General features: G+C 67.0%; 17 protein-coding genes and 3 pseudogenes. 12 read left to right on the plus strand and 8 right to left on the minus strand.

Annotated elements, in window-relative coordinates; all coding sequences use genetic code 11:
• Positions 1-37: 37 nt before the first annotated feature.
• Together M5C96_RS11895 and M5C96_RS11900 are read left to right on the plus strand one after the other, a co-directional pair.
• Positions 38-988: pseudogene (locus tag M5C96_RS11895) on the plus strand (IS5 family transposase).
• Positions 989-1,586: 598 nt separating this feature from the next.
• On the plus strand, positions 1,587-2,135 hold the full coding sequence (locus M5C96_RS11900) for a hypothetical protein (protein WP_272569294.1): 549 nt from the start codon (positions 1,587-1,589) through the stop codon (positions 2,133-2,135).
• An 86-nt stretch (positions 2,136-2,221) separates the two neighbouring features.
• On the opposite strand, the gene M5C96_RS11905 is transcribed toward M5C96_RS11900, so the two are convergent.
• Positions 2,222-3,172, minus strand: coding sequence for an IS5 family transposase (locus tag M5C96_RS11905; RefSeq protein ID WP_272563652.1), 951 nt, complete (start codon positions 3,170-3,172; stop codon positions 2,222-2,224).
• 121 nt (positions 3,173-3,293) lie between these two features.
• Here M5C96_RS11905 and M5C96_RS11910 point away from each other — a divergent pair, with 121 nt between their 5' ends.
• Positions 3,294-4,382 carry an IS630 family transposase gene (locus tag M5C96_RS11910; RefSeq protein ID WP_272564207.1) on the plus strand — a complete coding sequence of 363 codons (1,089 nt, stop codon included), beginning with the start codon at positions 3,294-3,296 and terminating at the stop codon, positions 4,380-4,382.
• Between the two features lie 132 nt (positions 4,383-4,514).
• On the opposite strand, the gene M5C96_RS11915 is transcribed toward M5C96_RS11910, so the two are convergent.
• The gene (locus M5C96_RS11915; protein ID WP_272569295.1) at positions 4,515-6,512 is read right to left on the minus strand and encodes a peptidase U32 family protein; all 1,998 of its coding nucleotides are present in this window, start codon (positions 6,510-6,512) and stop codon (positions 4,515-4,517) included.
• Positions 6,513-6,698: 186 nt separating this feature from the next.
• Between M5C96_RS11915 and M5C96_RS11920 the strand changes: the two are divergent.
• The 8 genes and pseudogenes from M5C96_RS11920 to M5C96_RS11955 form a co-directional block, all read left to right on the plus strand.
• A pseudogene (locus M5C96_RS11920) lies at positions 6,699-7,656 on the plus strand (branched-chain amino acid ABC transporter substrate-binding protein); the annotation flags it as partial.
• Between the two features lie 68 nt (positions 7,657-7,724).
• Positions 7,725-8,810 carry an IS5 family transposase gene (locus tag M5C96_RS11925; RefSeq protein WP_272569564.1) on the plus strand — a complete coding sequence of 362 codons (1,086 nt, stop codon included), beginning with the start codon at positions 7,725-7,727 and terminating at the stop codon, positions 8,808-8,810.
• A gap of 129 nt (positions 8,811-8,939) precedes the next feature.
• A pseudogene (locus M5C96_RS11930) lies at positions 8,940-9,146 on the plus strand (branched-chain amino acid ABC transporter substrate-binding protein); the annotation flags it as partial.
• A gap of 189 nt (positions 9,147-9,335) precedes the next feature.
• Positions 9,336-9,587 carry a hypothetical protein gene (locus tag M5C96_RS11935; RefSeq protein WP_272569296.1) on the plus strand — a complete coding sequence of 84 codons (252 nt, stop codon included), beginning with the start codon at positions 9,336-9,338 and terminating at the stop codon, positions 9,585-9,587.
• A gap of 58 nt (positions 9,588-9,645) precedes the next feature.
• A complete protein-coding gene (tadA, locus tag M5C96_RS11940; protein WP_272569297.1) occupies positions 9,646-11,043 on the plus strand; it encodes a tRNA adenosine(34) deaminase TadA in 1,398 nt (465 codons plus the stop codon).
• 64 nt (positions 11,044-11,107) lie between these two features.
• Positions 11,108-12,091 carry an LD-carboxypeptidase gene (locus M5C96_RS11945; protein ID WP_272569298.1) on the plus strand — a complete coding sequence of 328 codons (984 nt, stop codon included), beginning with the start codon at positions 11,108-11,110 and terminating at the stop codon, positions 12,089-12,091.
• Positions 12,092-12,270: 179 nt separating this feature from the next.
• A complete protein-coding gene (locus M5C96_RS11950) occupies positions 12,271-13,209 on the plus strand; it encodes an adenylate/guanylate cyclase domain-containing protein (RefSeq protein ID WP_272569299.1) in 939 nt (312 codons plus the stop codon).
• 90 nt (positions 13,210-13,299) lie between these two features.
• On the plus strand, positions 13,300-14,301 hold the full coding sequence (locus M5C96_RS11955) for an asparaginase (protein WP_336297896.1): 1,002 nt from the start codon (positions 13,300-13,302) through the stop codon (positions 14,299-14,301).
• A 21-nt stretch (positions 14,302-14,322) separates the two neighbouring features.
• Here the strand turns inward: M5C96_RS11955 and M5C96_RS11960 are convergent, their stop codons facing one another.
• Positions 14,323-14,997, minus strand: coding sequence for a hypothetical protein (locus M5C96_RS11960; protein WP_272569302.1), 675 nt, complete (start codon positions 14,995-14,997; stop codon positions 14,323-14,325).
• Positions 14,998-15,168: 171 nt separating this feature from the next.
• Here M5C96_RS11960 and M5C96_RS11965 point away from each other — a divergent pair, with 171 nt between their 5' ends.
• On the plus strand, positions 15,169-15,888 hold the full coding sequence (locus M5C96_RS11965) for a hypothetical protein (protein ID WP_272569303.1): 720 nt from the start codon (positions 15,169-15,171) through the stop codon (positions 15,886-15,888).
• Positions 15,889-15,910: 22 nt separating this feature from the next.
• On the opposite strand, the gene M5C96_RS11970 is transcribed toward M5C96_RS11965, so the two are convergent.
• The 5 genes from M5C96_RS11970 to M5C96_RS11990 all read right to left on the minus strand — a co-directional run bounded on the left by M5C96_RS11970 (position 15,911) and on the right by M5C96_RS11990 (position 21,683).
• Entirely contained in the window at positions 15,911-17,185 is a 1,275-nt protein-coding gene (locus M5C96_RS11970) for an acyl-CoA dehydrogenase family protein (RefSeq protein WP_272569305.1), read from the minus strand.
• Positions 17,186-17,247: 62 nt separating this feature from the next.
• Positions 17,248-18,333, minus strand: coding sequence for a phosphotransferase (locus M5C96_RS11975; RefSeq protein WP_272569306.1), 1,086 nt, complete (start codon positions 18,331-18,333; stop codon positions 17,248-17,250).
• 34 nt (positions 18,334-18,367) lie between these two features.
• A complete protein-coding gene (locus tag M5C96_RS11980; protein WP_092743762.1) occupies positions 18,368-19,087 on the minus strand; it encodes a Crp/Fnr family transcriptional regulator in 720 nt (239 codons plus the stop codon).
• 226 nt (positions 19,088-19,313) lie between these two features.
• The gene (locus M5C96_RS11985) at positions 19,314-20,090 is read right to left on the minus strand and encodes an oxepin-CoA hydrolase, alternative type (protein WP_272569307.1); all 777 of its coding nucleotides are present in this window, start codon (positions 20,088-20,090) and stop codon (positions 19,314-19,316) included.
• 69 nt (positions 20,091-20,159) lie between these two features.
• Entirely contained in the window at positions 20,160-21,683 is a 1,524-nt protein-coding gene (locus tag M5C96_RS11990; protein WP_272569308.1) for a 3-hydroxyacyl-CoA dehydrogenase, read from the minus strand.

Consider the following 21,683-nt stretch of genomic DNA (forward strand, 5'->3'; position numbering starts at 1 on the left):
GCACAAATCGCGATGCTGATGCCCGTAGACTGACTGCGTGACAGAGACGAAGAACAGGCAGCGGAGCAAGTACCGCACGACGAACTGGAAGGCGTACAACGCGGCGCTGAAAGCGCGAGGCTCGTTGACGATGTGGCTAGATGAGGGCATGCAGTGGTTTGGCACGCCGACCGGCAGGCGTGGACGCAGCCGAACCTTCTCGGACGCAGCAATCCAGTTCTGCCTGAGCATCAAGTGCCTGTTCGGCCAGCCCTTGCGACAGGCGCTGGGCATGGTGCAGAGCCTGCTGCGGCTGGCAAAGCTGGACTGGCCGGTACCTGACTTCAGCACTGTTTGCCGGCGCCAAAAGACCTTGCAGGTCGAACTGAGCTACCAGCGAACCAACTCGCCGCTGCAGTTGCTGGTGGACAGCACCGGCATCAAGTTCCTGGGCGAAGGAGAGTGAAAACGCAAGAAGCATGGTGCTGAATACCGGCGCGAATGGCGCAAGGTCCATCTGAGCATCGACGCGCAGACGCTGGAAATACGCGCCATCGAGGTGACCAGCAACGCCATTGGGGATGCGCCGATGTTGCCCGGGTTGCTGGCTCAGATTCCCACTGACGAATCCATCGAAAGCGTCAGTGCCGATGGCGCCTACGACACGCGCGCCTGCCTGGACGCCATTGCCGAGCGGCACGCGATGGCGGTGATCCCGCCCCGCAAGAACGCCAGCCATTGGAAGAAGTCGAGTCCGGGCTCGGCGCATCGTAATGAGGCCATTCGGGCGTGCCAGCGCCTGGGTCGCGGCATTTGGAAGAAGTGGAGCGGCTACCACCGGCGCAGCCTTGTGGAGACGAAGATGCACTGCTTCAAGCGACTGGGCGAACGGGTGATCGCGCGCACGTTCGACCGCCAGGTTGTGGAGCTGCATGTCCGCGTGGCCTTGCTCAATCGGTTCAGTCAGATCGGCCGTCCTCACACCGTGTCGGTGACTGCTGTGGCATAGGTCCGTCTGGGGTTGGGGTCATGCCGTCTGCAATTCGATTTGTGCAACAGCGCCCCGTCGATGCGACAGCGAGCGGATTCCTGGTGACTGCTTCCGGCATCGACGTGCCGCTGATCTCCCATTGACTCTGGCTTGCACCGCTGTAGGTTTGACTGGAAAGTTACATGCAGTGCGCACACGATGCATTGGAACGCTCAGCGTCTGTCGATTTTTGCAGGCACCAAAAAAATGGCCTTCGGGGTAAGACCACAGAAACATTGTTTCTGCATTTTCGGTTTTGCACCAATAGTTTCGCATCAAATTCAAAGTCCTAAATGTGACAAATAAAATTAGGGCTTTTGGATAAATCATGGGAAATTGCATTTCTGGCCCCAAGCAAACTCGCACCGGCGGAACTTACGGCAACGCCTCGTCAAACGCATCTTCATCGGCAAGTTCTCCCGAACGTACTTCTGAAAGACATGGTCACAGCCAGTTCAGCGGCCTTGCTAGGCGTTCTCCTTCCTCGTCCAGCAGTTCTACACAACGATCAGGTTGGATGGCCGTCTTGCGGGGCATCGATCTCCCTCGGCCACTCGACTCCAGACTGACACATGCGATGGGTGTCTTGGGCTCCGTGTATCAGCAGTCGTCGGAATTCAGAACTGTCGCGGACACGGTGATTGCCGAAGGCGGCGGGCAAATTAGAATTGCGCCAAATGATGACAGTCCCGCATATACGGATGTCCTTAATCGAATCATTTACATTGCCCCCGGCACACTGGCGAACTCCGGAAGCGGGGACGGGCCCTCGCTGGTGAGTGCCTTGACGGTGGAGTTGAATAATCTCTCGCGAGCACAGTCGGCGAATGAAGTGGCATGGCTTGCAGATCAAGGCGGAATGAATGCTAGATCCTTTGCGCAAGAATACGAGAGAATTGAGTATGACAGCGCACAATCGCATGCTGAGGTTTTCCGCCAAGCGTATAGCGCACTGGAACAGCATGGAGAAGCAAACAATCCAGATCGTTGGTTTTCCGAGAGAAACGAACAGGGCGGCTTTGAAGCGGCTTTCAGCTCCTTCGAAGATTATTTGGGTGTTCAACGTGAAACCGGGCATACCGATGTCTATGAAGATCGGTTTCGTCAGACATATAATCGGGACTGAGCAAGTAGGTCAACGTCACTAGTGGTGTGCACGGCGCTGTTGCACAAATCGAATTGCAGACGGCATGACCCCAACCCCAGACGGACCTATGCCACAGCAGTCACCGACACGGTGTGAGGACGGCCGATCTGACTGAACCGATTGAGCAAGGCCACGCGGACATGCAGCTCCACAACCTGGCGGTCGAACGTGCGCGCGATCACCCGTTCGCCCAGTCGCTTGAAGCAGTGCATCTTCGTCTCCACAAGGCTGCGCCGGTGGTAGCCGCTCCACTTCTTCCAAATGCCGCGACCCAGGCGCTGGCACGCCCGAATGGCCTCATTACGATGCGCCGAGCCCGGACTCGACTTCTTCCAATGGCTGGCGTTCTTGCGGGGCGGGATCACCGCCATCGCGTGCCGCTCGGCAATGGCGTCCAGGCAGGCGCGCGTGTCGTAGGCGCCATCGGCACTGACGCTTTCGATGGATTCGTCAGTGGGAATCTGAGCCAGCAACCCGGGCAACATCGGCGCATCCCCAATGGCGTTGCTGGTCACCTCGATGGCGCGTATTTCCAGCGTCTGCGCGTCGATGCCCAGATGGACCTTGCGCCATTCGCGCCGGTATTCAGCACCATGCTTCTTGCGTTTCCACTCTCCTTCGCCCAGGAACTTGATGCCGGTGCTGTCCACCAGCAACTGCAGCGGCGAGTTGGTTCGCTGGTAGCTCAGTTCGACCTGCAAGGTCTTTTGGCGCCGGCAAACAGTGCTGAAGTCAGGTACCGGCCAGTCCAGCTTTGCCAGCCGCAGCAGGCTCTGCACCATGCCCAGCGCCTGTCGCAAGGGCTGGCCGAACAGGCACTTGATGCTCAGGCAGAACTGGATTGCTGCGTCCGAGAAGGTTCGGCTGCGTCCACGCCTGCCGGTCGGCGTGCCAAACCACTGCATGCCCTCATCTAGCCACATCGTCAACGAGCCTCGCGCTTTCAGCGCCGCGTTGTACGCCTTCCAGTTCGTCGTGCGGTACTTGCTCCGCTGCCTGTTCTTCGTCTCTGTCACGCAGTCAGTCTACGGGCATCAGCATCGCGATTTGTGCAACAAAGCCGGTGTGCACCAGAGATTCGCATGAACTTCTATGATGTGTTTCTGGCGGCTGTTTTTTGCAGCCCGGGAGCACATCATGGCCCGACCGCATGCCGTTGCTATCGAGTTGAGCGAAGCCGACCGAGCTGTGTTGCTCGGTTGGTCACGCCGTCGCAAGACCGCCCAGGCCTTGGCGCTGCGAGCACGCATCGTGCTGGCCTGTGCCGATTCAGCAGCGACCAACACGGCGATTGCCGAAGCCATGGGTTTGAGCCTGATGACGGTGTCGAAGTGGCGTCGGCGCTTTGCCCAGCATGGCATTGCCGGCCTCGACGATGCACCCCGCTCAGGCGCTCCGCGCACGATCCTGGACGAGCAGGTCGAGGCCGTGATCACCACGACGCTGGAGACCGTGCCAGAGAATGCCACCCATTGGTCCACCCGTACGCTCGCCGCTCATCTGGGACTGAGCCAGACCACCATCTCGCGCATCTGGCGTGCCTTTGCATTGGCGCCGCATCGCACCGAAGGCTTCAAGCTCTCCACCGACCCGTACTTCGTCGACAAGGTGCGTGACATCGTGGGGTTGTACTTGCATCCACCCGAGCGCGCTCTGGTGCTGTGCGTGGACGAGAAGCCCTCCATCCAGGCCCACAGTGATACCGCTCCGGCCATACCCATGCAACCGGGCCAGCCGGAGCGCCACACGCATGACTACCTGAGACACGGCACGACAGACCTCTTTGCCGCCCTCGATGTCAAGGCCGGCACGGTCATCGCCGAGGTCCACCGACGTCATCGCAGCGTGGAGTTCCGTCACTTCCTGCAGACCGTCGAACGTGCCACGCCCGCGGAGTTCGAACTGCATCTCGTGCTCGACAATGCCAGCACCCACAAGAGCCCGATCATCCAGCGCTGGCTGCTCAGGCATACGCGTGTGCACCTGCACTTTACGCCCACCTCGGCCTCTTGGATCAACCTGGTGGAATGCTGGTTCTCGATCCTCACGGCGCGTCGGCTCAAGCGCGGGAGATTCCCCTCGACCCGCGCCCTGGAGAACGCCATCCGCGCCTACGTGGCTACCAACAACGTCAATCCCAAGCCCTTCGTCTGGACCAAGACGGCCGATCAAATCCTTCAGTCCGTTGCAGAGTTCTGCATACGAACTTCCGGTTCACACCACTAGGCAAGACCGCACCTCGCGGGCTGTTCTCGGCCGCAGACTCTGGCCCTCCGTTTGAGGCTGATGGGGGTCGGGTGTAGCCGGGGCGAATGTCCCGGGACATGCGGCGGCGGCCAAAGCCGCGTTGCAACGGTGCTATACCGTCACAGGTCGTGTGCGGTAGAACTGCATCGGCACCGCCTGCATGTCGCGCGCGTGTTGGTTGAGCACCGACTTCTTCATCTTGCCCACGACGTGCATCTCGCACGGCTTGCAGTCAAAGCGCAGGGTGAGCTTTTCCTTGCCGTTGATGAGCTGCAGCGGCTCGGCCTTGATGGTGCCCTTCACGCCGATCACGCCCTTGGCCTGCTTGGGGCACAGACTCATGGAAAAGCGCACGCAGTGCTTGGTGATCATCAGGCTGACTTCGCCTTCCTCTTCCTTCGACTCGTAGGCCGCATCGATCACCTTCACGCCGTGCTTCACGTAGAAGTCGTGCGCCTTCTGGTTGAACACGTTGGCCAGATAGGTGAGCGTGTCTTCGGGGAAGGGTGCGGGGGGCTGGACGGGCTTGGCGCGGGGCAGGCGTACGAGGCCGGCGGCGCGTGCGGATTCGAGCGCGGCCACCGCGTCGCGGCGCAGCGGGTTCAATGCCGAGGCCGGCACGAACCAGGGCTGCGAAAGGCTCAGGGCGATGTCGTGCACGGAGAACACCGTGGCGCCGAAGCGGCCGAGTTGCTCGCGCAGCGTGGCCTCGGCTTGGGGGCCATCGGTGGCGCGCTGGTGCGGGTGCACGATCGCCGCGCTGCCGACGAAGCCGTCCTCGTCGGTCAGCGTGAGGTCGAAGCCGTCGGGCGTTTCGGACAGCTGCGCCCACAGGCCGATGCGCCGGTCGCTCGACTTCTTGTCGAGGGTGCGCACCCAGTCCATATCGCGGTTGCGGTTGATCTCCAGCCCACGGCGCAGGTCCTTGAAGCCGGCGATGGGGTCCTTGGGGAACACGCGCCACAGGCCTTTCCGGGCGTTGACCGCCTCGGCGCGGTTGATCTGCAGGCCCACCAGTTCCTTTTGCAGGTCGTAGTAGCACAGGCCGTCGCCGTTGTGCAGCACGGTGTCCGGGCTGGACAGTTCGAGTTCGGCGAAGTTCTCGCCCACCTTGGTGACCCACCCGATGGCGCGGCCCGGCGTCTTGGGTGTGTCGAACGCGCCGATGTCGTCCTGGCGTCCTTTGACGAAGTAGTCGGTGAACTCGCGGTTGAAGTTCTGGTCGGGATCGGGCGTGAAGGTGAACGTGGTGCGCCCGGACGACGAGCGCGCCAGCGGCTCGGCCGAGAACTCGCGCTCTTCGATGATCTCGTCGAGCAGCTTGCGGTAGTGCGCCGTGATGTTCTTCACGTAGCCCATGTCCTTGTAGCGGCCCTCGATCTTGAAGCTGCGCACGCCCGCATCGATGAGCGCCCGCAGGTTGTCGCTCTGGTTGTTGTCCTTCATCGACAGCACGTGCTTTTCGTGGGCGATGATGCGTCCGCTGCCGTCCAGCACCTCGTAGGGCAGGCGGCAGGCCTGGTTGCAGTCGCCCCGGTTGGCGCTGCGGCCGGTGTGCGCGTGGGTGATGTAGCACTGGCCGGAATAGGCCACGCACAGCGCGCCGTGCACGAAGAATTCGATGGTGGTGCGCGCCGGATCGGTGGCGGCGCGCACGGCGGCGATCTCCTGCAGGTCCAGCTCGCGCGCGATCACGATCTGCGACAGGCCCGCGTCCTGCAGGAAGCGCGCCTTCTCGGGCGTGCGGATGTCGGTCTGGGTGCTGGCGTGCAACTGGATAGGCGGCAGGTCCAGTTCCAGCAGGCCCATGTCCTGGATGATGAGCGCGTCGGCCCCGGCGTTGTATACCTGCCAGGCCATCTGCCGTGCGCCTTCCAGCTCGTCGTCCCGCAAGATGGTGTTCAGCGTGACGAAGATGCGGCTGTGGAAGCGGTGCGCATGGCGCACCAAGCGCTCCAGGTCGCGCAGATCGTTGCCCGCGCCGGCCCGGGCGCCGAAGGCCGGGCCGCCGATGTAGACGGCGTCGGCGCCATGGTTGACGGCCTCGATGCCGATGTCGGCGTCGCGCGCCGGGGAAAGCAGTTCGATCTGGTGGGGCAGCAGGGACATGGGGCGCGATTATCCCAGCGGGCGCTGCCGGTGCCTACCCGGGCCGGCATTAGCGGCGCGAATGCCCCGCAATCTGCACTGAATTGGTGCGATTTATCCCGGAACCGGTGCGTGGCGCGGCTAGCATACGCACGCCTTGCCGCCGGCCCCGGCGGCTTTCCAACGACAAGGATGGAGACTTTGAGAGTGCTGAACGCTTCCCGACTGAGTTTTTCCCTGCGGTCCACCGCGCTGGCCTGCGCGGCCCTGGTGGCCTGCGGCGCCGCCATGGCCCAGGACGTGCAGACCGTCAAGATCGGCCACGCCGGCCCCCTGTCGGGCGGCATCGCCCACATCGGCAAGGACACCGAAAACGGTGTGCGCCTGGCGCTGGACGACCTGACCACGCAGAACCTGGTGATCGGCGGCAAGAAGGTCCGCTTCGAGCTGGCCGCCGAAGACGATGCCGGCGACCCGCGCCAGGCCACGGGCGTGGCGCAGAAACTGTGCGACCTGAAGGTGGCGGGGGTGGTCGGCCACCTGCAGTCGGGCACGTCCATTCCCGCCTCGTCCATCTACGACAAGTGCGGCCTGCCCCACATCACGGCCGCGGCCACCAACCCCGACCTGACCAAGCCCGGCTACAAGACGACCTTCCGCCTGATCGCCAACGACAGCGCGCTGGGCGCTGGGCGCGGCGCTGGCTCTCTACGCGGCGGACCACCTCAAGCTCAAGACCGTGGCGATCATCGACGACCGCACGGCCTACGGCCAGGGCGTGGCGGCGGTGTTCAAGGCCACGGCGCTGCAAAAGGGCCTGACGGTGGTGTCCGAGGAGTTCACCAACGACAAGGCCACGGACTTCATGGCCATCCTCACCGCCATCAAGTCCAAGAAGCCCGACGGCATCTTCTACGGCGGCCTCGATGCCCAGGCCGGCCCCATGCTGCGCCAGATGGAGCAGCTGGGCCTGGGCTCGGTGAAGTATTTCGGCGGCGACGCGCTGTGCACCGAGAAGCTGCCCGACCTGTCGTCCAAGGCGGCCGTGCTCAAGAACGTGACCTGCGCCACGGGCGGGGCCTCGGTCACCAAGATGCAGGGTGGCGCCGAATGGAAGAAGCGCTACGACGCCAAGTTCCCCGGCCAGTTCCAGATCTACAGCCCGTCCGGGAACCTCTCAAAACCCATCCGGTCCCTTGTTGATCGAGAATGCGTGCTCCATCCTTTGCCATGATCACTCCCCGTAGCGCCCTGAAGTTCGACCTGTTCGCTGAGGCCTCGCGCCAACACAAGAGAGATGAGGTGGGCGATCCGCTGCAGGTGATCGCGCGGCACATCGACTTCGCAGAACTGGCCCGGCTGGTGGATGCCTTGATCGAACGCGGGGGTGGCCGCCGGGGCGGTCGGCCCGCCTACCCCACCGAGGTGATGGTGCGCATCCTGGTGTTGAAGCGGCTGTACAACCTGTCCGATGAGCAGATGGAGTATCAGTTGCTGGACCGGGGGAGCTACCAGCGGTTTTGCCTGTTGCAGGATGCGATGAACGTGCCGGACCGCAACACGATCTGGCGCTTTGGCGAGCGCCTTGGCGTGGGCGGGGCAACGGCCTTGTTCCAGGGGGTGGATGCCCAACTGCAGCGCCACGGCTACATCGCCCGGGGCGGGCAGGCCATTGATGCCACGCTGGTGCCCGCGCCCCGACAGCACATCGGCCAGCAGGAGCGGCGAACGCTGGCACAAGGCGGGCAGCCGGACTGGAGCCAAGCGCGACGCAGGCAAAAGGATGTGGAGGCCACGCACACGAAGAAGCACGGCAAAAGCCACTTCGGCTACAAGCTCAGCGTGAGCGTGGACCTCAAGCACGGCTTCATCCGCCGCCTCGCCACGGGCACGGCCAGCGAGCACGACGGGCACCACTTCGATGAGGTGCTGGACATGCACAACACCGGGCGGGCAGTGCATGCGGACAAAGCCTACCCGAGCCGCCAAAGGTGCCAGATGCTGAAAGTGCTGGGATTCGTGGATGCGATGCAGCGCCGTGCGCAGGCGGGCCGACCACAGAGCGAATGCCAGAAGGGGCGCAACCAGCGCATCGCAAAGAAACGAGCCAAGGTGGAGCACGTGTTCGCCGGTATCCGCCACCTGGGGGGCAAGTTCGTGCGCACCATCGGACAGGCGCGCGCCACGGTGGGGATGACGATGATGGCCGCCTGCTACAACATGAAGCGACTGGCCTGGTTCCTGCATCGGGGCGTGGATGCTTTCTTCAAGCCCGCCACTGGCAAGGCACAAGTGCGCCTGCAAACGGTGAAAGCCTGAGCCACCGGGCCTGCAAGGCCCCTCATGCACCCAGGCGCAGACCGTTGCTGGGCCTCATCACGCTCAAACGGCTACTGGCGCCCACTCCTCCCTATTCGGATTCGTCAAACATGGGGTTGTGAGAGGCTCCCGTACGCCTACGACGCGGCCATGGTGCTGGTGGACGCGATGAAGCGTGCCGACTCGGTGGACCCCAAGGTCTACGCGCCATTCCTGGCCAAGACCCAGTACAAGGGCGTGACGGCGAACATCGCGTTCACGCCCAAGGGCGAGCTGACGGCGCCGGCCGTGACGCTGTACCACTACCCGGCGAATGCCCGGGTCGCGCTGAACTGATCCTGCACCCCGAGCGCGCCCGCCAGCGCGCTGTTCTTCGTTACAGTGGCGGCTCTGTCCGGCGGCGCCGCCGATGCCACTCCCCGTGCGATTTCGATCCCGTGACCCCGTGAATGGGGCGCAGGGTGGAGTCGGCGCGCGGCAGGGCATCGGGCCGCCGCCGGTCGCGCAACACACGGAGAACTGACCATGCGCATGGGATTCGGACTCGTGGGCCTGCTCGTGGCCCTGGCGATCGTCGCCGTCCTCGTGAAAAAGCAGATGGGCGCCACGCGCGCCTCCGTGCCCGTCATCGCGGTGCCGGGCGCCCAGCCGCCGGCCAGCGCGGCCTCGGCCGCAAACGTGCGCGAGCAGAGCCAGCAGGTGCAGCAACAGTTCAAGCAGCAGATGGAGGCGCTCATGCAGCAGGCCCGCCCCATGCCGGAAGACGAATCCAAGTGAAATCGTGCCCATGCCGGCGTTTTCCATGTCCTGATAGCTATAAAAATAATAGCAAATGATGGATTCGGCCGATGATGAAGATGCGCGCTGGATGCGCCACGCCCTGGCCGAGGCGCGTGCCGCGGCCGAGGCGGGCGAGGTGCCGGTGGGCGCGGTGGTGGTGCGCAACGGCGAAGTCATCGCAACGGGCCGCAACGCCCCCATCGCCGGCCACGATCCCACCGCCCACGCCGAGATCGCCGCGTTGCGGGCGGCGGCGGCGCGCCTGGGCAACTACCGGCTGGACGGATGCACCCTCTACGTCACGCTGGAGCCCTGCGCCATGTGCAGCGGCGCCATGCTGCACGCCCGCCTGCCGCGCGTGGTGTACGGGGCGCAGGACGCCAAGACCGGCGCGGCCGGCTCGGTCGTCGATCTGTTCGCCGAGCCGCGGCTGAACCACCACACCCAGGTGCGGCGCGGCGTGCTGGCCCCGGAGTGCGGCGAGTTGCTCAGCGGTTTTTTCCGCGCGCGGCGCACCCAGCAGCGTGCCCAGGCGCTGTCGGCCCACCCGCTGCGCGACGACGCGCTGCGCACGCCGGACGCCGCCTTCGCCGGCCTGCCCGATTACCCCTGGGCGCCGCACTACCTGAGCGACCTGCCCGCGCTCGCCGGCCTGCGCCTGCACTACCTGGACGAGGGCCCGCGCGATGCCGCCCGCACCTGGCTGTGCCTGCACGGCCTGCCCACCTGGAGCTACCTGTACCGCCACATGCTGCCGGTGTTCGCCGCCGCGGGCGACCGGATGGTGGTGCCCGACCTCATCGGCTTCGGCCGCAGCGACAAGCCCAAGAAAGAGGCTGCCCACCGCTTTGAATGGCACCGGCAGGTGCTGATCGAATGGATTGAACGGCTGGACCTGCGCCACACCGTGCTGGTGGTGCAGGGCTGGGGCGGGGCGCTGGGCCTGACGCTGCCCATGGCCTTGCCCGGGCGGTTCGACGGCCTGCTGGCCATGAACACCTGGCTCGCCAGCGCCGATGCGCCGGTGTCCAATCGCCTGCAGGCATGGCAGGCGGAATGCGCCCGGGCCGGCCGCAGCGCGGGCGCGGGCCGCCTGGTGGCGCAAGCGGCCGGCAGCCCCCTGTCTCCCGAGGCGCAGGCGGCCTACGATGCGCCGTTTCCCGATGTGGGCTTTCGCGCTGCGCTGCGGGCGCTGCCGCAGGCCGGGGCGGCGCAACCCGAGGGCGCCGCCATAGCCCTGGCGGCCCGCCGCTTCTGGCAGGGCGAATGGGCAGGCCGCAGCCTGCTGGTGGCCGGTGCACCGGACGCCGCGCTGGGCCCCACGGCCATGCAATCCGTGCAGGCCCTGGTGCGCGGCAGCCCGCCGCCGCTGGCGGTGCCCGGTGCGGGGCATTTCGTGCCGGAGCAGGGCGCCGAAATCGCCGCGCGGGCTGTGGAATACTTCCGACCCTAGCGCGCCGACCCGCACCGGCGCACACACCGTATCCACCGGAGCAGGCCCGCGGGGCCTGAATGCCTTGTCCCTTGCATCCCATGACGACCACGCCCATTGCGGCCACGACCACGGCCCCCGGCACATCTACATCTACTCGCCCTCCGGCGCGGTGCGCGACAAGGCGGCGTTCAAGCGCGGCATCGCCCGCCTGAAGGCCCTGGGGCACGAGGTCGAGGTGGATGCCGATGCCCTGGCCACGCACACGCGCTTCGCGGGCGACGACGCCACCCGGCTGGCGGCCATCCACCGCGCGGCGGCCAGCGGCGCCGACCTGGCCCTGATCTCGCGCGGCGGCTACGGCATCACCCGCATCCTGCCGGGCATCCGCTACAAGGCGGTGGCCAAAGCGGTCGCGGGGGGCACGCGCTTCGTTGGCGTGAGCGACTTCACGGCGTTCCAGAACGCACTGCTGGCCAAGACCGGCGCCATCACCTGGGCCGGCCCCTCTCTGTGCGGGGACCTGGGTCCGGAAGGCGAGCCCGACGACATCATGCTGGCCTGCCTGGACGACCTGCTCACTGGCCACGGCGAGGGCAGCGGCTGGCGCATGAACGCCGAAAAGCCCAACGCCGCCGGCCAGCCCGCGGTGCGCGACATCTACGTGAAAAGCGCGCAGCTCTGGGGCGGCAACCTCGCCGTGCTGGCCGGGCTGGTGGGCACGCCCTACCTGCCGGCGGTGCGCGGCGGCATCCTCTTCATCGAGGACGTGAACGAGCACCCCTACCGCGTGGAGCGCCTGCTCACGCAATTGCTGCACGCGGGCGTGCTGGCGCAGCAAAAGGCCGTGATCCTGGGCCAGTTCACTGGCTACAAGCTCGCACCGCACGACAAGGGCTTCAAGCTGCAGAGCGTGGTGGACTGGCTGCGCACGCAGATCAAGGCGCCGGTGCTGACCAACCTGCCTTACGGCCATGTCGCCACCAAGGTGCTGCTGCCCGTGGGCGCCACGGTGTCGCTGTCGGTCGAAGGGCGCGACGCGCTGCTGTACTGGGGCCACACCCACTGAGGAACGCTGGGGGCCGCTTCCATGGCCCGCTGCATGCGGCCCATGCCGGCCCCATAATTTGCATTCCGTTTCCATTCTTTCCTCTACGTGCCTCGTCTGTTCGCGTGTGTGCACGCATCCCTGATCGCTGAAAACCCTGGCGCCACCGCGCGGCCAGGCGCTGACCGGAGGGCCGCGCCATGACGGGCGGCACGGTGCACACCGTCGTGTTCGCCGACATCGCGGGCAGCACCGCGCTGTTCGAGGCCGTGGGCAACGCACGCGCGACCGCCGCCGTCACCCAGCTGACCGACTGGATCGGCGAGACCGTCACCACCCATGGCGGCCGCGTGGTCAAGACGCTGGGCGACGGCGTGCTTTGCGTGTTCGAGGACGGCGCGGCCGGCGTGGCGGCCATGGCCGCGATGATGCGCAGCCACCACCACCGCATGCACGCCTGGCCGCGCGAACTGCGCCTCGACCTGCGCGCGGGCCTGGCCTGCGGCGAGATCGTGCAGGTGGACGGCGACTGCTACGGCGACGCGGTCAACGTGGCCGCCCGGTTGTCCGAGCGTGCCGGCCCGCGCGAGATCTGGGCCACCGAAAGCACCGTGGAGCAGGCGGGGTCGGTGGACGGCACCTGGTTCGTGCGCCTGGGCGCCATGGACCTGCGCGGTCGGTCCGAGCCCATCGTCATGTACCAGGTCGAATGGCGCGATGGCGAGGAGGGCGATTCGGTCACCATGCAGGCGGCGCTGCCCAGCACGGTGATGCCGCTCGATTCCGGCAGCGCCTGCCTGGAGTTGTCCTGGGGCGGCGCGCACCGCGCCTTCCTGTCCACCCAGACGCCCGTGCACCTGGGCCGTGCCACGCAGGCCCAGGTGCATGTGGGCGACCCCCGCGTCTCGCGCTTGCATGCCCGCATCGACTGGCGCAACGGCACCTTCGTGCTCACCGACCTCAGCAGCTTCGGCACCTGGGTGCACTTCGGGGGCGGCAGCACGGTCGTCAACCTGCGCCGCGACGCCTGCCTGCTGCATGGCACCGGGGTGATTGCGCTCGGGGTGCCGCTGGGCAAGGCGGCCGGCGGGCCGACCGTGGGCTTTCGCGTGTCGGGCGGAACCGTGCTACCGCACTGACGCGGCAGCACCGGGATCTTTTCATCTGCCTGCCCGAGGGCAGGCCCACTCCCAGAACGAAAGCGAGCGGCCCCAATGCACCATGCACCGTTGATTGAACTCACCCGTGGCGGCATTCCCGAAAGCCTGCATGCCGGCTCGGTGGCCGTGGTGGACCGGCAGGGCCGGCTGCTCGCGCAGGTGGGCGACCCGTGGGCCCGGGTGTTCACCCGCTCCACCATCAAGGCCTTCCAGGCCCTGCCGCTGCTGCAGTCCGGCGGGGTGCAGGCCCTCGCCTGGGGCGAGCGCGAGCTGGCACTGCTGTGCGCCAGCCACAACGGCGAGGCGCATCACGTGCAGGTGGTGCAGGGCATGCTCGACAGCGTGGGCCAGGACCACACCGTGCTGCGCTGCGGCTGCCACGTGCCCCTGTTCGCAGCCCTCGGGCTGGGTACGGTCGCGCCCGGTGCCGTGCACGACGAGCGCCACCACAACTGCAGCGGCAAGCATGCGGGGTTCGTGGCGTACTGCGTGCAGCAAGGCCTTTCCTTGCCCGACTACACCGACCCCATGCACCCGCTGCAGATCCAGGTGCGCGAGCAGGTCGCCAGCGCCGTGGGGCTCGCACCCGGCGACCTGGCGATGGGCATCGATGGTTGTTCGGCGCCCAACTACGCCATGCCGCTGGCGCACCTGGCGCGGGGCTACGCCCGGCTGGCCGGCGAAGCACCGCAGGACAGCGACCTGAGCCCGCACCTGGCGGCGCTGGCCGATGCCATGGTGGCGTTTCCTGCACTGGGCTCGGGCACGGGGCGGCACGATGCCGACTTCATGCGGGCCGGCGGGGGCGACTGGGTGTCCAAGACGGGCGCCGATGGCGTGCAGGTGCTGGGCAGCCGCAGCCGCGGCGAAGCCTTCGCGCTCAAGGTCCTAGACGGCAACATGACCGCGCAGATCGCCGCCGCCGTCGAGGTGCTGGACCAGCTGGGCTGGATGAATGACGCCCAGCGCGCCGCGTTGGCGCCCTGGCGCGCCGCACCGCTGCTGAGCGCGCGCGGCGTGCCCGTGGGCGAGCGCCGCCCGGTGTTCCGGCTGGAGCGCGCCGCCGTTTGAGGCCAACAGGCCGCCGCCGCTTTATGGGTAAGCGCTGGCCGCTGCAAAAACAGTCGCAAAAGACCAGGTGTCCGGCAGGATGTACGCCACGCCCGCCGACTGGCCGAACACGGGGGCGATGAGCCGGTCGTAGAACGCCGCGTCCACATTCACGCAGCCGTAGGAAATCCGCTTGTCCTCGGCGCTGCCATGCACCAGCCGCTCGCGCCGGCGCTCTGCGGGGCTCACGCTGCGCAGCCGGTGCAGGGACACGGCGGCGTCGTAGTCGATCCAGACGATGTCGTCGCCGCGCAGGTTCAGTCCCGGCTCGGTGATGAAACGGCCGGCCGGGGTGGTGCGCTCCTCGGGCCGGATCTTCGACAGGGGCTTGTCACCGATGCCGGGCACCGAGGTGTCCCCGCGGGCGGAGCCCAGCAACACGGCCGCGCTGCCGCGCCAGCGCCCGTCGGCGGCAAAGACATGCAGGCGCGCGCCCAGCTTGTCGATCACGGCGAACGGCAGGCCGCCATGGTCGGCCGTGCCCTGCACCCACCGCACCAGTTGCACCGCGGTGTAGGAGGTGCCCTCGGGCGGCCAGGTCGCCCCGGCGCCGGCCCTTGCTCCGGCAGCGGGCAGCAGCCCCAGGGCCGCTGCGGCGATGGCGGCCCGGCGCGAGAGGGCGGCGGTGTGGGGCGGGGTGGCGGAGGGCGTGGTCATGCGGCGATGTGGGGCGACCCGGCAGAAGCGGCCCGGCAGGTACCGAAGAAGTCCCAAAAAAGTCCCAAGGGGTGGAAAGTGCCGTGCATGCTAGCGTGTGTGTGCAGCGGTGGCGGGTTTGGGCGAATAATGGCTGCTTCTGCCGAGCCTTTGCCCTGATTTTTTCACACCATGTTCGAGCGCTTTCGCAAAGCCTTCGCCTTGGGCCCACGCCCCGACGATCCTCCGCGCCCCGTGTCGCTGCAGGACACCGAGCAGTGGGCGGCTGCGCAGGGCCTGGCTTTCTCGCGAACCGCGGAGCCGGGCGGGTTCCTGATGCGGGGTCAGTACGAAGGGCGCACGTGGCGCCTGGAGTGCGGGGCGCCGCAGCGCCACTACCTGCGGGGCACGGAACTGCGCGCGCGCATCGATGTGGGCGTGGAGCCCGACGTGGCGCTGATGCTGGTCTCCCGCCCGCTCAAGGAGGCGCTGGAGCGCGAAGCCTACGGTGCCTTCACCGACACGCTGCAGACCTCGTTGCCGGGAGACCTGCCCGAAGAAGTGCGCTGGCTCGCCATGTTCGAGGAGATGGCGTGGCCCGGCGTGCCGCTGCCTTTCTGGCAGCACTTTGCGGTGGTGGGCGAGGGTGGACTGCACGCCAAGCGCTGGGTGCAGCCGTCCATGGTGTCCCATCTGCTGGAGATGCTGCTGCCGGCCCAGGGCGAACCCGACGAAGCGGGTACGCGCGCGCCGAAAGCGCCGCCGCTGATGCTGATGGTGGCGCGCGGCAAGGTGTCGCTGCGCATCGAATACCCGGGAGACCACCTGCAGACGCTGGCCGATGCGGTGGTGCTGCTGCACGAGGCGGCCCGCGGCGCCCTGCAGCACCTGCCCCAGGCCGGCAGAAACTAGCAGGGCAGGGGCCGGCAGGCTGTCAGCAGCCGCGCGTGATGGGCGGCTCCACGCTGCTGCCGTAGGTTCCGTACTTGCCCAGTTCCCACTTGGCGATGGCGTTGCGGTGCACCTCGTCCGGGCCATCGGCAAAGCGCAGGGTGCGCGCGTTGGCATAGGCATAGGCCAGCGGAAAGTCGTCGCACATGCCGCCGCCGCCATGCACCTGCATGGCCCAGTCGATCACCTGGCAGGCCATGCTGGGCGCGACCACCTTGATCATGGCGATCTCGGTGCGTGCGACCTTGTTGCCGGCCACGTCCATCAGCCACGCCGCTTTCAAAGTGAGCAGGCGGGCCATGTCGATCTTGCAGCGGGCCTCGGCGATGCGTTCCTGCGTCACCGTCTGCTGCGAGACCGGCTTGCCGAAGGCGACGCGGCTGCTGGCGCGGCGGCACATCAGCTCGAGCGCGCGTTCGGCCAGGCCGATGAGCCGCATGCAGTGGTGGATGCGGCCCGGGCCCAGGCGGCCCTGGGCGATCTCGAAGCCGCGGCCCTCGCCCAGCAGGATGTTGGAGGCGGGCACGCGCACGTTCTCGAACACCATCTCCACGTGGCCGTGGGGCGCGTCGTCGTAGCCGAACACGTTCAGTGGGCGCAGGACGCGGATGCCGGGCGTGTCGGCCGGCACCAGCACCATGCTCTGCTGGGAGTGGCGGGCCGCTTCCGGATCGCTCTTGCCCATGGTGATGAACACCGCGCATCGCGGGTCCGCCGCCCCCGAGATCCACCATTTGCGGCCGTTGATGACGTATTCGTCGCCCTGGCGCTCGATGCGCGTCTCGATGTTGGTCGCGTCGCTGGAGGCCACGTCGGGCTCGGTCATGGCGAAGGCCGAGCGGATCTGCCCCTCCAGCAGCGGCTTGAGCCAGCGCGCCTTGTTCTCCTCGCTGCCGTAGCGGGCGATGGTCTCCATGTTGCCGGTGTCGGGCGCGGAGCAGTTGAACACCTCGCTGGCCCACGGCACGCGGCCCATGATCTCGGCCAGCGGCGCGTATTCCTGGTTGGTCAGCCCGGCGCCGTCATAGCCCGATGCGGCGGCGCTGTCCACCGGCAGGAACAGATTCCACAGCCCGGCGGCGCGGGCCTTGGGCTTGAGCTGCTCGATGGTGTTCAGTGCCGTCCAGCGCTTGCCGGTGGCGGTGTTGGCCGCCAGCTCGGCGGCATAGGCGGGCTCCGAAGGGTAGATGTGGTCGTCCATGAACTGCCGCAGGCGCGCCTGCAGGTCCTGGGTCTTCGGTGAGTAGTCAAAATCCATCGCGATCCTCCGGTTGAAAGGCTTGGGGGCAGGCCGGCGGTGCCGCACCGCCGGCCGTGGTTTCACATGCGCTGGGCAAACCCCCAGGCCATCTGGGCCAGGGGCCGGGCGCCTTCGCCCGAGGTGCGTGCCTGGGCGCTGGAGGCGGTGCCGGCCTCGACCCGCTTGGCGATGCCTTGCAGGATCGAAGCCAGGCGGAACAGGTTGTAGGCCAGGTAGAAGTTCCAGTCGGCGCGCAGCGCCTCGGGCGTGGTGAAGCCGGTGCGCTCGCAATAGCGGCGGATGTAGTCGGCCTCGTCCGGAATGCCCAGTGCCGCGATGTCCAGCCCCGCGATGCCGCGGAACATGCCCGGCGGGATGTGCCAGGCCATGCAGTGGTAGCTGAAATCGGCCAGCGGATGCCCCAGGGTGGACAGCTCCCAGTCCAGCACCGCGATCACGCGGTTCTCGGTGGGGTGGAACATCAGGTTGTCGAGCCGGAAGTCGCCATGCACGATGGACACGCGGTTCTCGTCGCGCGCGCTTTCTGGAATGTGCGCGGGCAGCCATTCCATGAGCCGGTCCATTGCCTCGATGGGCTGGGTGATGGAGGCAACGTACTGCTTGCTCCAGCGGCCGATCTGCCGGTCGAAGTAATTGCCCGGCTTGCCGTAGCCGGCCAGGCCCCGGTCGGCGAAACGCACCGTGTGCAGTGCCGAGATCACTCGGTTCATCTCATCGTAGATGGCGCCGCGCTCGGCCGGTTGCAGGCCGGGCAGCGACTGGTCCCACAGCACGCGGCCTTCCATGAACTCCATCACGTAGAACGCCCGGCCGATCACCGACTCGTCCTCGCACAGCACATGCATGCGCGGCACGGGCACGTCGGTGCCGGCCAGGCCGCTCATCACCGCGAACTCGCGCTCGATCGCATGGGCCGATGGCAGCAGCTTGGCGACCGGCCCGGGCTTGGCGCGCATCACGTAGCTGCGGCCAGGGGTCAGGAGCTTGTAGGTGGGGTTGGACTGGCCGCCTTTGAACATCTCCACCGCCAGCGGTCCGGCGAACCCCTCCAGGTTCCGGCCCAGCCAGTCGCTCAGGGCCCGGGTGTCGAACGCATGCTGGTCGGAGACGGGCCGGGTGCCGATGAAGTGGTCGTAGTTGCTCATGGAATGCGGTGGAGGTGGGAGGCCGGCGGGGTGGTCAGTTGTCGGTTTCTGCGATGCGCATCAGGGCTTCGCGGTCACGCACCACGAGGCCGCCCGGCTCGATGCGGATGGCGTCCTCGCGCTCCATCGATTTGAGTTCCTGGTTCACGCGCTGGCGCGAGGCGCCCAGCAGTTGCGCCAGCTCTTCCTGCGCCAGTTGCAGGCCGATGCGCATCTCGCGCCCGTCCGAGAGGCTGGGAATGCCGTAGCTGCGCACCAGGTGCAGCAACTGCTTGGCCAGCCGCGCGCGCAGGGGCAGGGTGTTGAGGTCTTCCACCAGGCCGTAGAGCTGGCGGATGCGCCGCGCATGCAGGCGCAGCATGGCTTCGTAGAACTCCACATGCGCGCTGAGGATCTTGCGGAAGTCGGCCTTGGCCACGCACAGGATGGTCGTGTCGCCATGAGCATAGGCATCGTGCGTGCGGCGGTCCCCGTCGAAGATCGCCACGTCGCCGAACCAGATGCCGGGCTCCACGTAGGTCAGCGTGATCTGCTTGCCCGAGATGGAGGTGGAGCTCACCCGTACCGCGCCGCGAGCGCACGCGATCCATTCCTCGGGCGGATCGCCGCGGGCGGCGATCAGGCCGCCGTCCTTGAAGCGTTTGACGTACGCGCATCGGAGAATGTCGTGCCGCAGAGAAGGGGAGAGGGAAGAGAACCAGCGACCGGTATTGATCGCTTCACGTTCTTCGATGGTAAGAATGGGGTCGTCCATTGGTCTGTCTTTTGGGTGACTGGTATCGCTTTCATTGTCGCGCCCGGGACCGGGGCGCCTGCTGCTCGTTGTCCCGGGGCTGTCGCCTGCGTGTCTGGCACACGCGCACGATCACGCCGCGACGCGGCCGTGATGGGCCGGCGCAAGACGATGGTGGAGCTCAGGGGCGGCGATTCGAGGCGAAATGCCCGATGCCGGCGTTTTATATGCCCTGGTTGCTATCTTATTAATAGCGCGCTGGGCGCTTTTCCAGAAAGGCGGAAATGCCTTCACCCGCGTTGGGGTGCTGCAGGTTGCGCACGAAGTGCTGGCGCTCCTGGGCCAGCTGCGCGGTCAGCGTGTTCTGCGGGGCCTCGCTGATCAGTTCCTTGATGCTGGCCAGCGCATTGGGGGCGCGTGCGTTCAGGGTGTCTGCCAGCTCCAGCGCGCAGGCCAGGGCCGAGCCGGCCTGCGACAGCCGGTTGACCACGCCCAGGGCGTGCAGGCGTTCGGCCTCCACCTTGCCGCCGCCCATGAGCATTTCGCTGGCCAGTTGGCGCGGCACGGCGTTGGCGAGGCTCCAGCTTGCGCCACCGTCGGGCGACAACGCGATGCTGCTGTAGGCCATGGTGAAGGTCGCGTTGCGCGCCGCCACGATGAGGTCACAGGCCAGCGCCAGCGAAAATCCAGCGCCGGCCGCTGCGCCCTCGACAGCGGCGATCACCGGCTTGGGGTAGGCGCGAATGGTTTCGATCCAGTGGTGCAGCGCTTCCACGCCCTGCGCCTGCGACTCGGCATCTTCCTGGCGCCGCGCCAGCAGCCGCTGCAGGTTGCCGCCCGCGCAGAACGTGCCGTCGGCGCCGGTGATGACCACGCTGCGGACCTCCGCGCTGCGCTCGGTGCCGTTCAGGGCTTCGATGCCTGCCGCGCAGATGGATGGATCGAGCGCGTTGCGCATTTCCGGGTGGCGGATGGTCAGCACGAGGGTCTGGCCGTGGCTGGTGCTCTGGAGTTGGGCGGGCATGGGCGCTTTAGGTAAAAAAGAGGCGGGTGGGACCGGCGATGCGCCGGCCCGCAGGGAAGGTCGGTGGGTTCACTCTTCTTCGTGCAGCAGGCTGAGCCCGATCGCGCCGCGCCGGCGCAGCCACGGGCTGGGCCGGTAGCGCGTGTCGCCATACACGGTCTGCATGTTGAACAGCACTTCGAGGATGTTGGTCGGCCCCCAGCGATTGCCCATCGCAAGCGGCCCGAGCGGATACCCCAGGCCCAGCGTGACCGCCGTTTCCAGGTCGGCCGGGCTGCAGATGCCCTGCTGGCAGATGTCGCTGGCGATGTTCACGATGGTGGCCACCACGCGCTGCGTGACGAAGCCGCCGCTGTCGCGGATCACGCTCACCGGCTTGCCGTCGCGGGCGAACAGCGCGTGGGCCGCGTTGCGGATGTCCACACGCGTGGCGGGGTTGGTGGCCAGCACGCGGCGCCTGGTGGTGGCGTCTTCCACCAGCATGTCGATGCCCAGGGTGCGGGCGGGGTCGAGCCGCTCCACCACGGCCACCGTGGTGATGTCGAACCCCAGGGGCGCCACCAGCGTGATCGCGTTGGGAGAGGGCGAGGTGCCGGTCTCGATCTGCGCGCCCAGGTCCTTGAGCAACTGGTACAGCTCGGCCCGCCGCGCGGCGCGGGGAGACACCCAGACCGGCGGTATGTGGTCCACGACCGGCGCGGCCGGCTCCGCGGGCACCTGCGCCACGCCGTCGGCATAGCGGAAGAAGCCTTCGCCGGTCTTCCTGCCGAGCATGCCGCCGGCCAGGCGCTGGGCGGTGATCACGCTGGGGCGGTAGCGGGGTTCCTCGAAATACTGGTGGTACACCGACTCCATGACCGGGTGCGACACGTCGAGCGCGGTCAGGTCCATGAGCTCGAAGGGGCCCAATTTGAAGCCGACCTGGTCGCGCAGGATGCGGTCCACCGTGGCGAAATCGGCAATGCCCTCGCTCACGATCCGCAGCGCTTCGGTGCCGTAGCCCCGTCCCGCATGGTTGACGATGAAGCCCGGCGTGTCCTGCGCCTGCACCGGGGTGTGGCCCATGCAGCGGGCGTGCGCGGCGAGCCGCTCGCACACGGCGGGGTCCGTGCGCAGGCCGGCGATGACTTCCACCACCTTCATCAGCGGCACGGGATTGAAGAAATGGAAACCCGCCAGACGCTGGGGGTGTTGCAGCGCCGCACCAATGGCCGTCACCGAAAGCGACGACGTGTTGCTTGCCAGCACGGTATCTGTGGCGACAATGCGCTCCATCTGTGCAAAAAGCGACTGCTTGGCGTCGAGCCGTTCCACAATGGCTTCGACGATCAGGTCGCATTGCGCCAGACCTTCCAGCGAGGACACCGCCGTCAAACGCGCCTGCCAGTCGCCGGCCTGGCTTTCGGTAATGCGGCCCTTGCCTACGAGGCGCAGCCATTGCTGCTTGATATGGTCAATCGCTTCGCCTGCTGAGTTAGGCTTGGCATCAAATAGAAGAACATTGCTGCCGGCCTGTGCCGCCATCTGGGCAATGCCCTGGCCCATGGCACCGGTGCCTATGATGCCCACGAAGGAAAATGGGTTGCTGGTCAT

It is taken from the genome of Acidovorax sp. GBBC 1281, from assembly GCF_028473645.1.
Lineage (GTDB): Bacteria > Pseudomonadota > Gammaproteobacteria > Burkholderiales > Burkholderiaceae_C > Paracidovorax.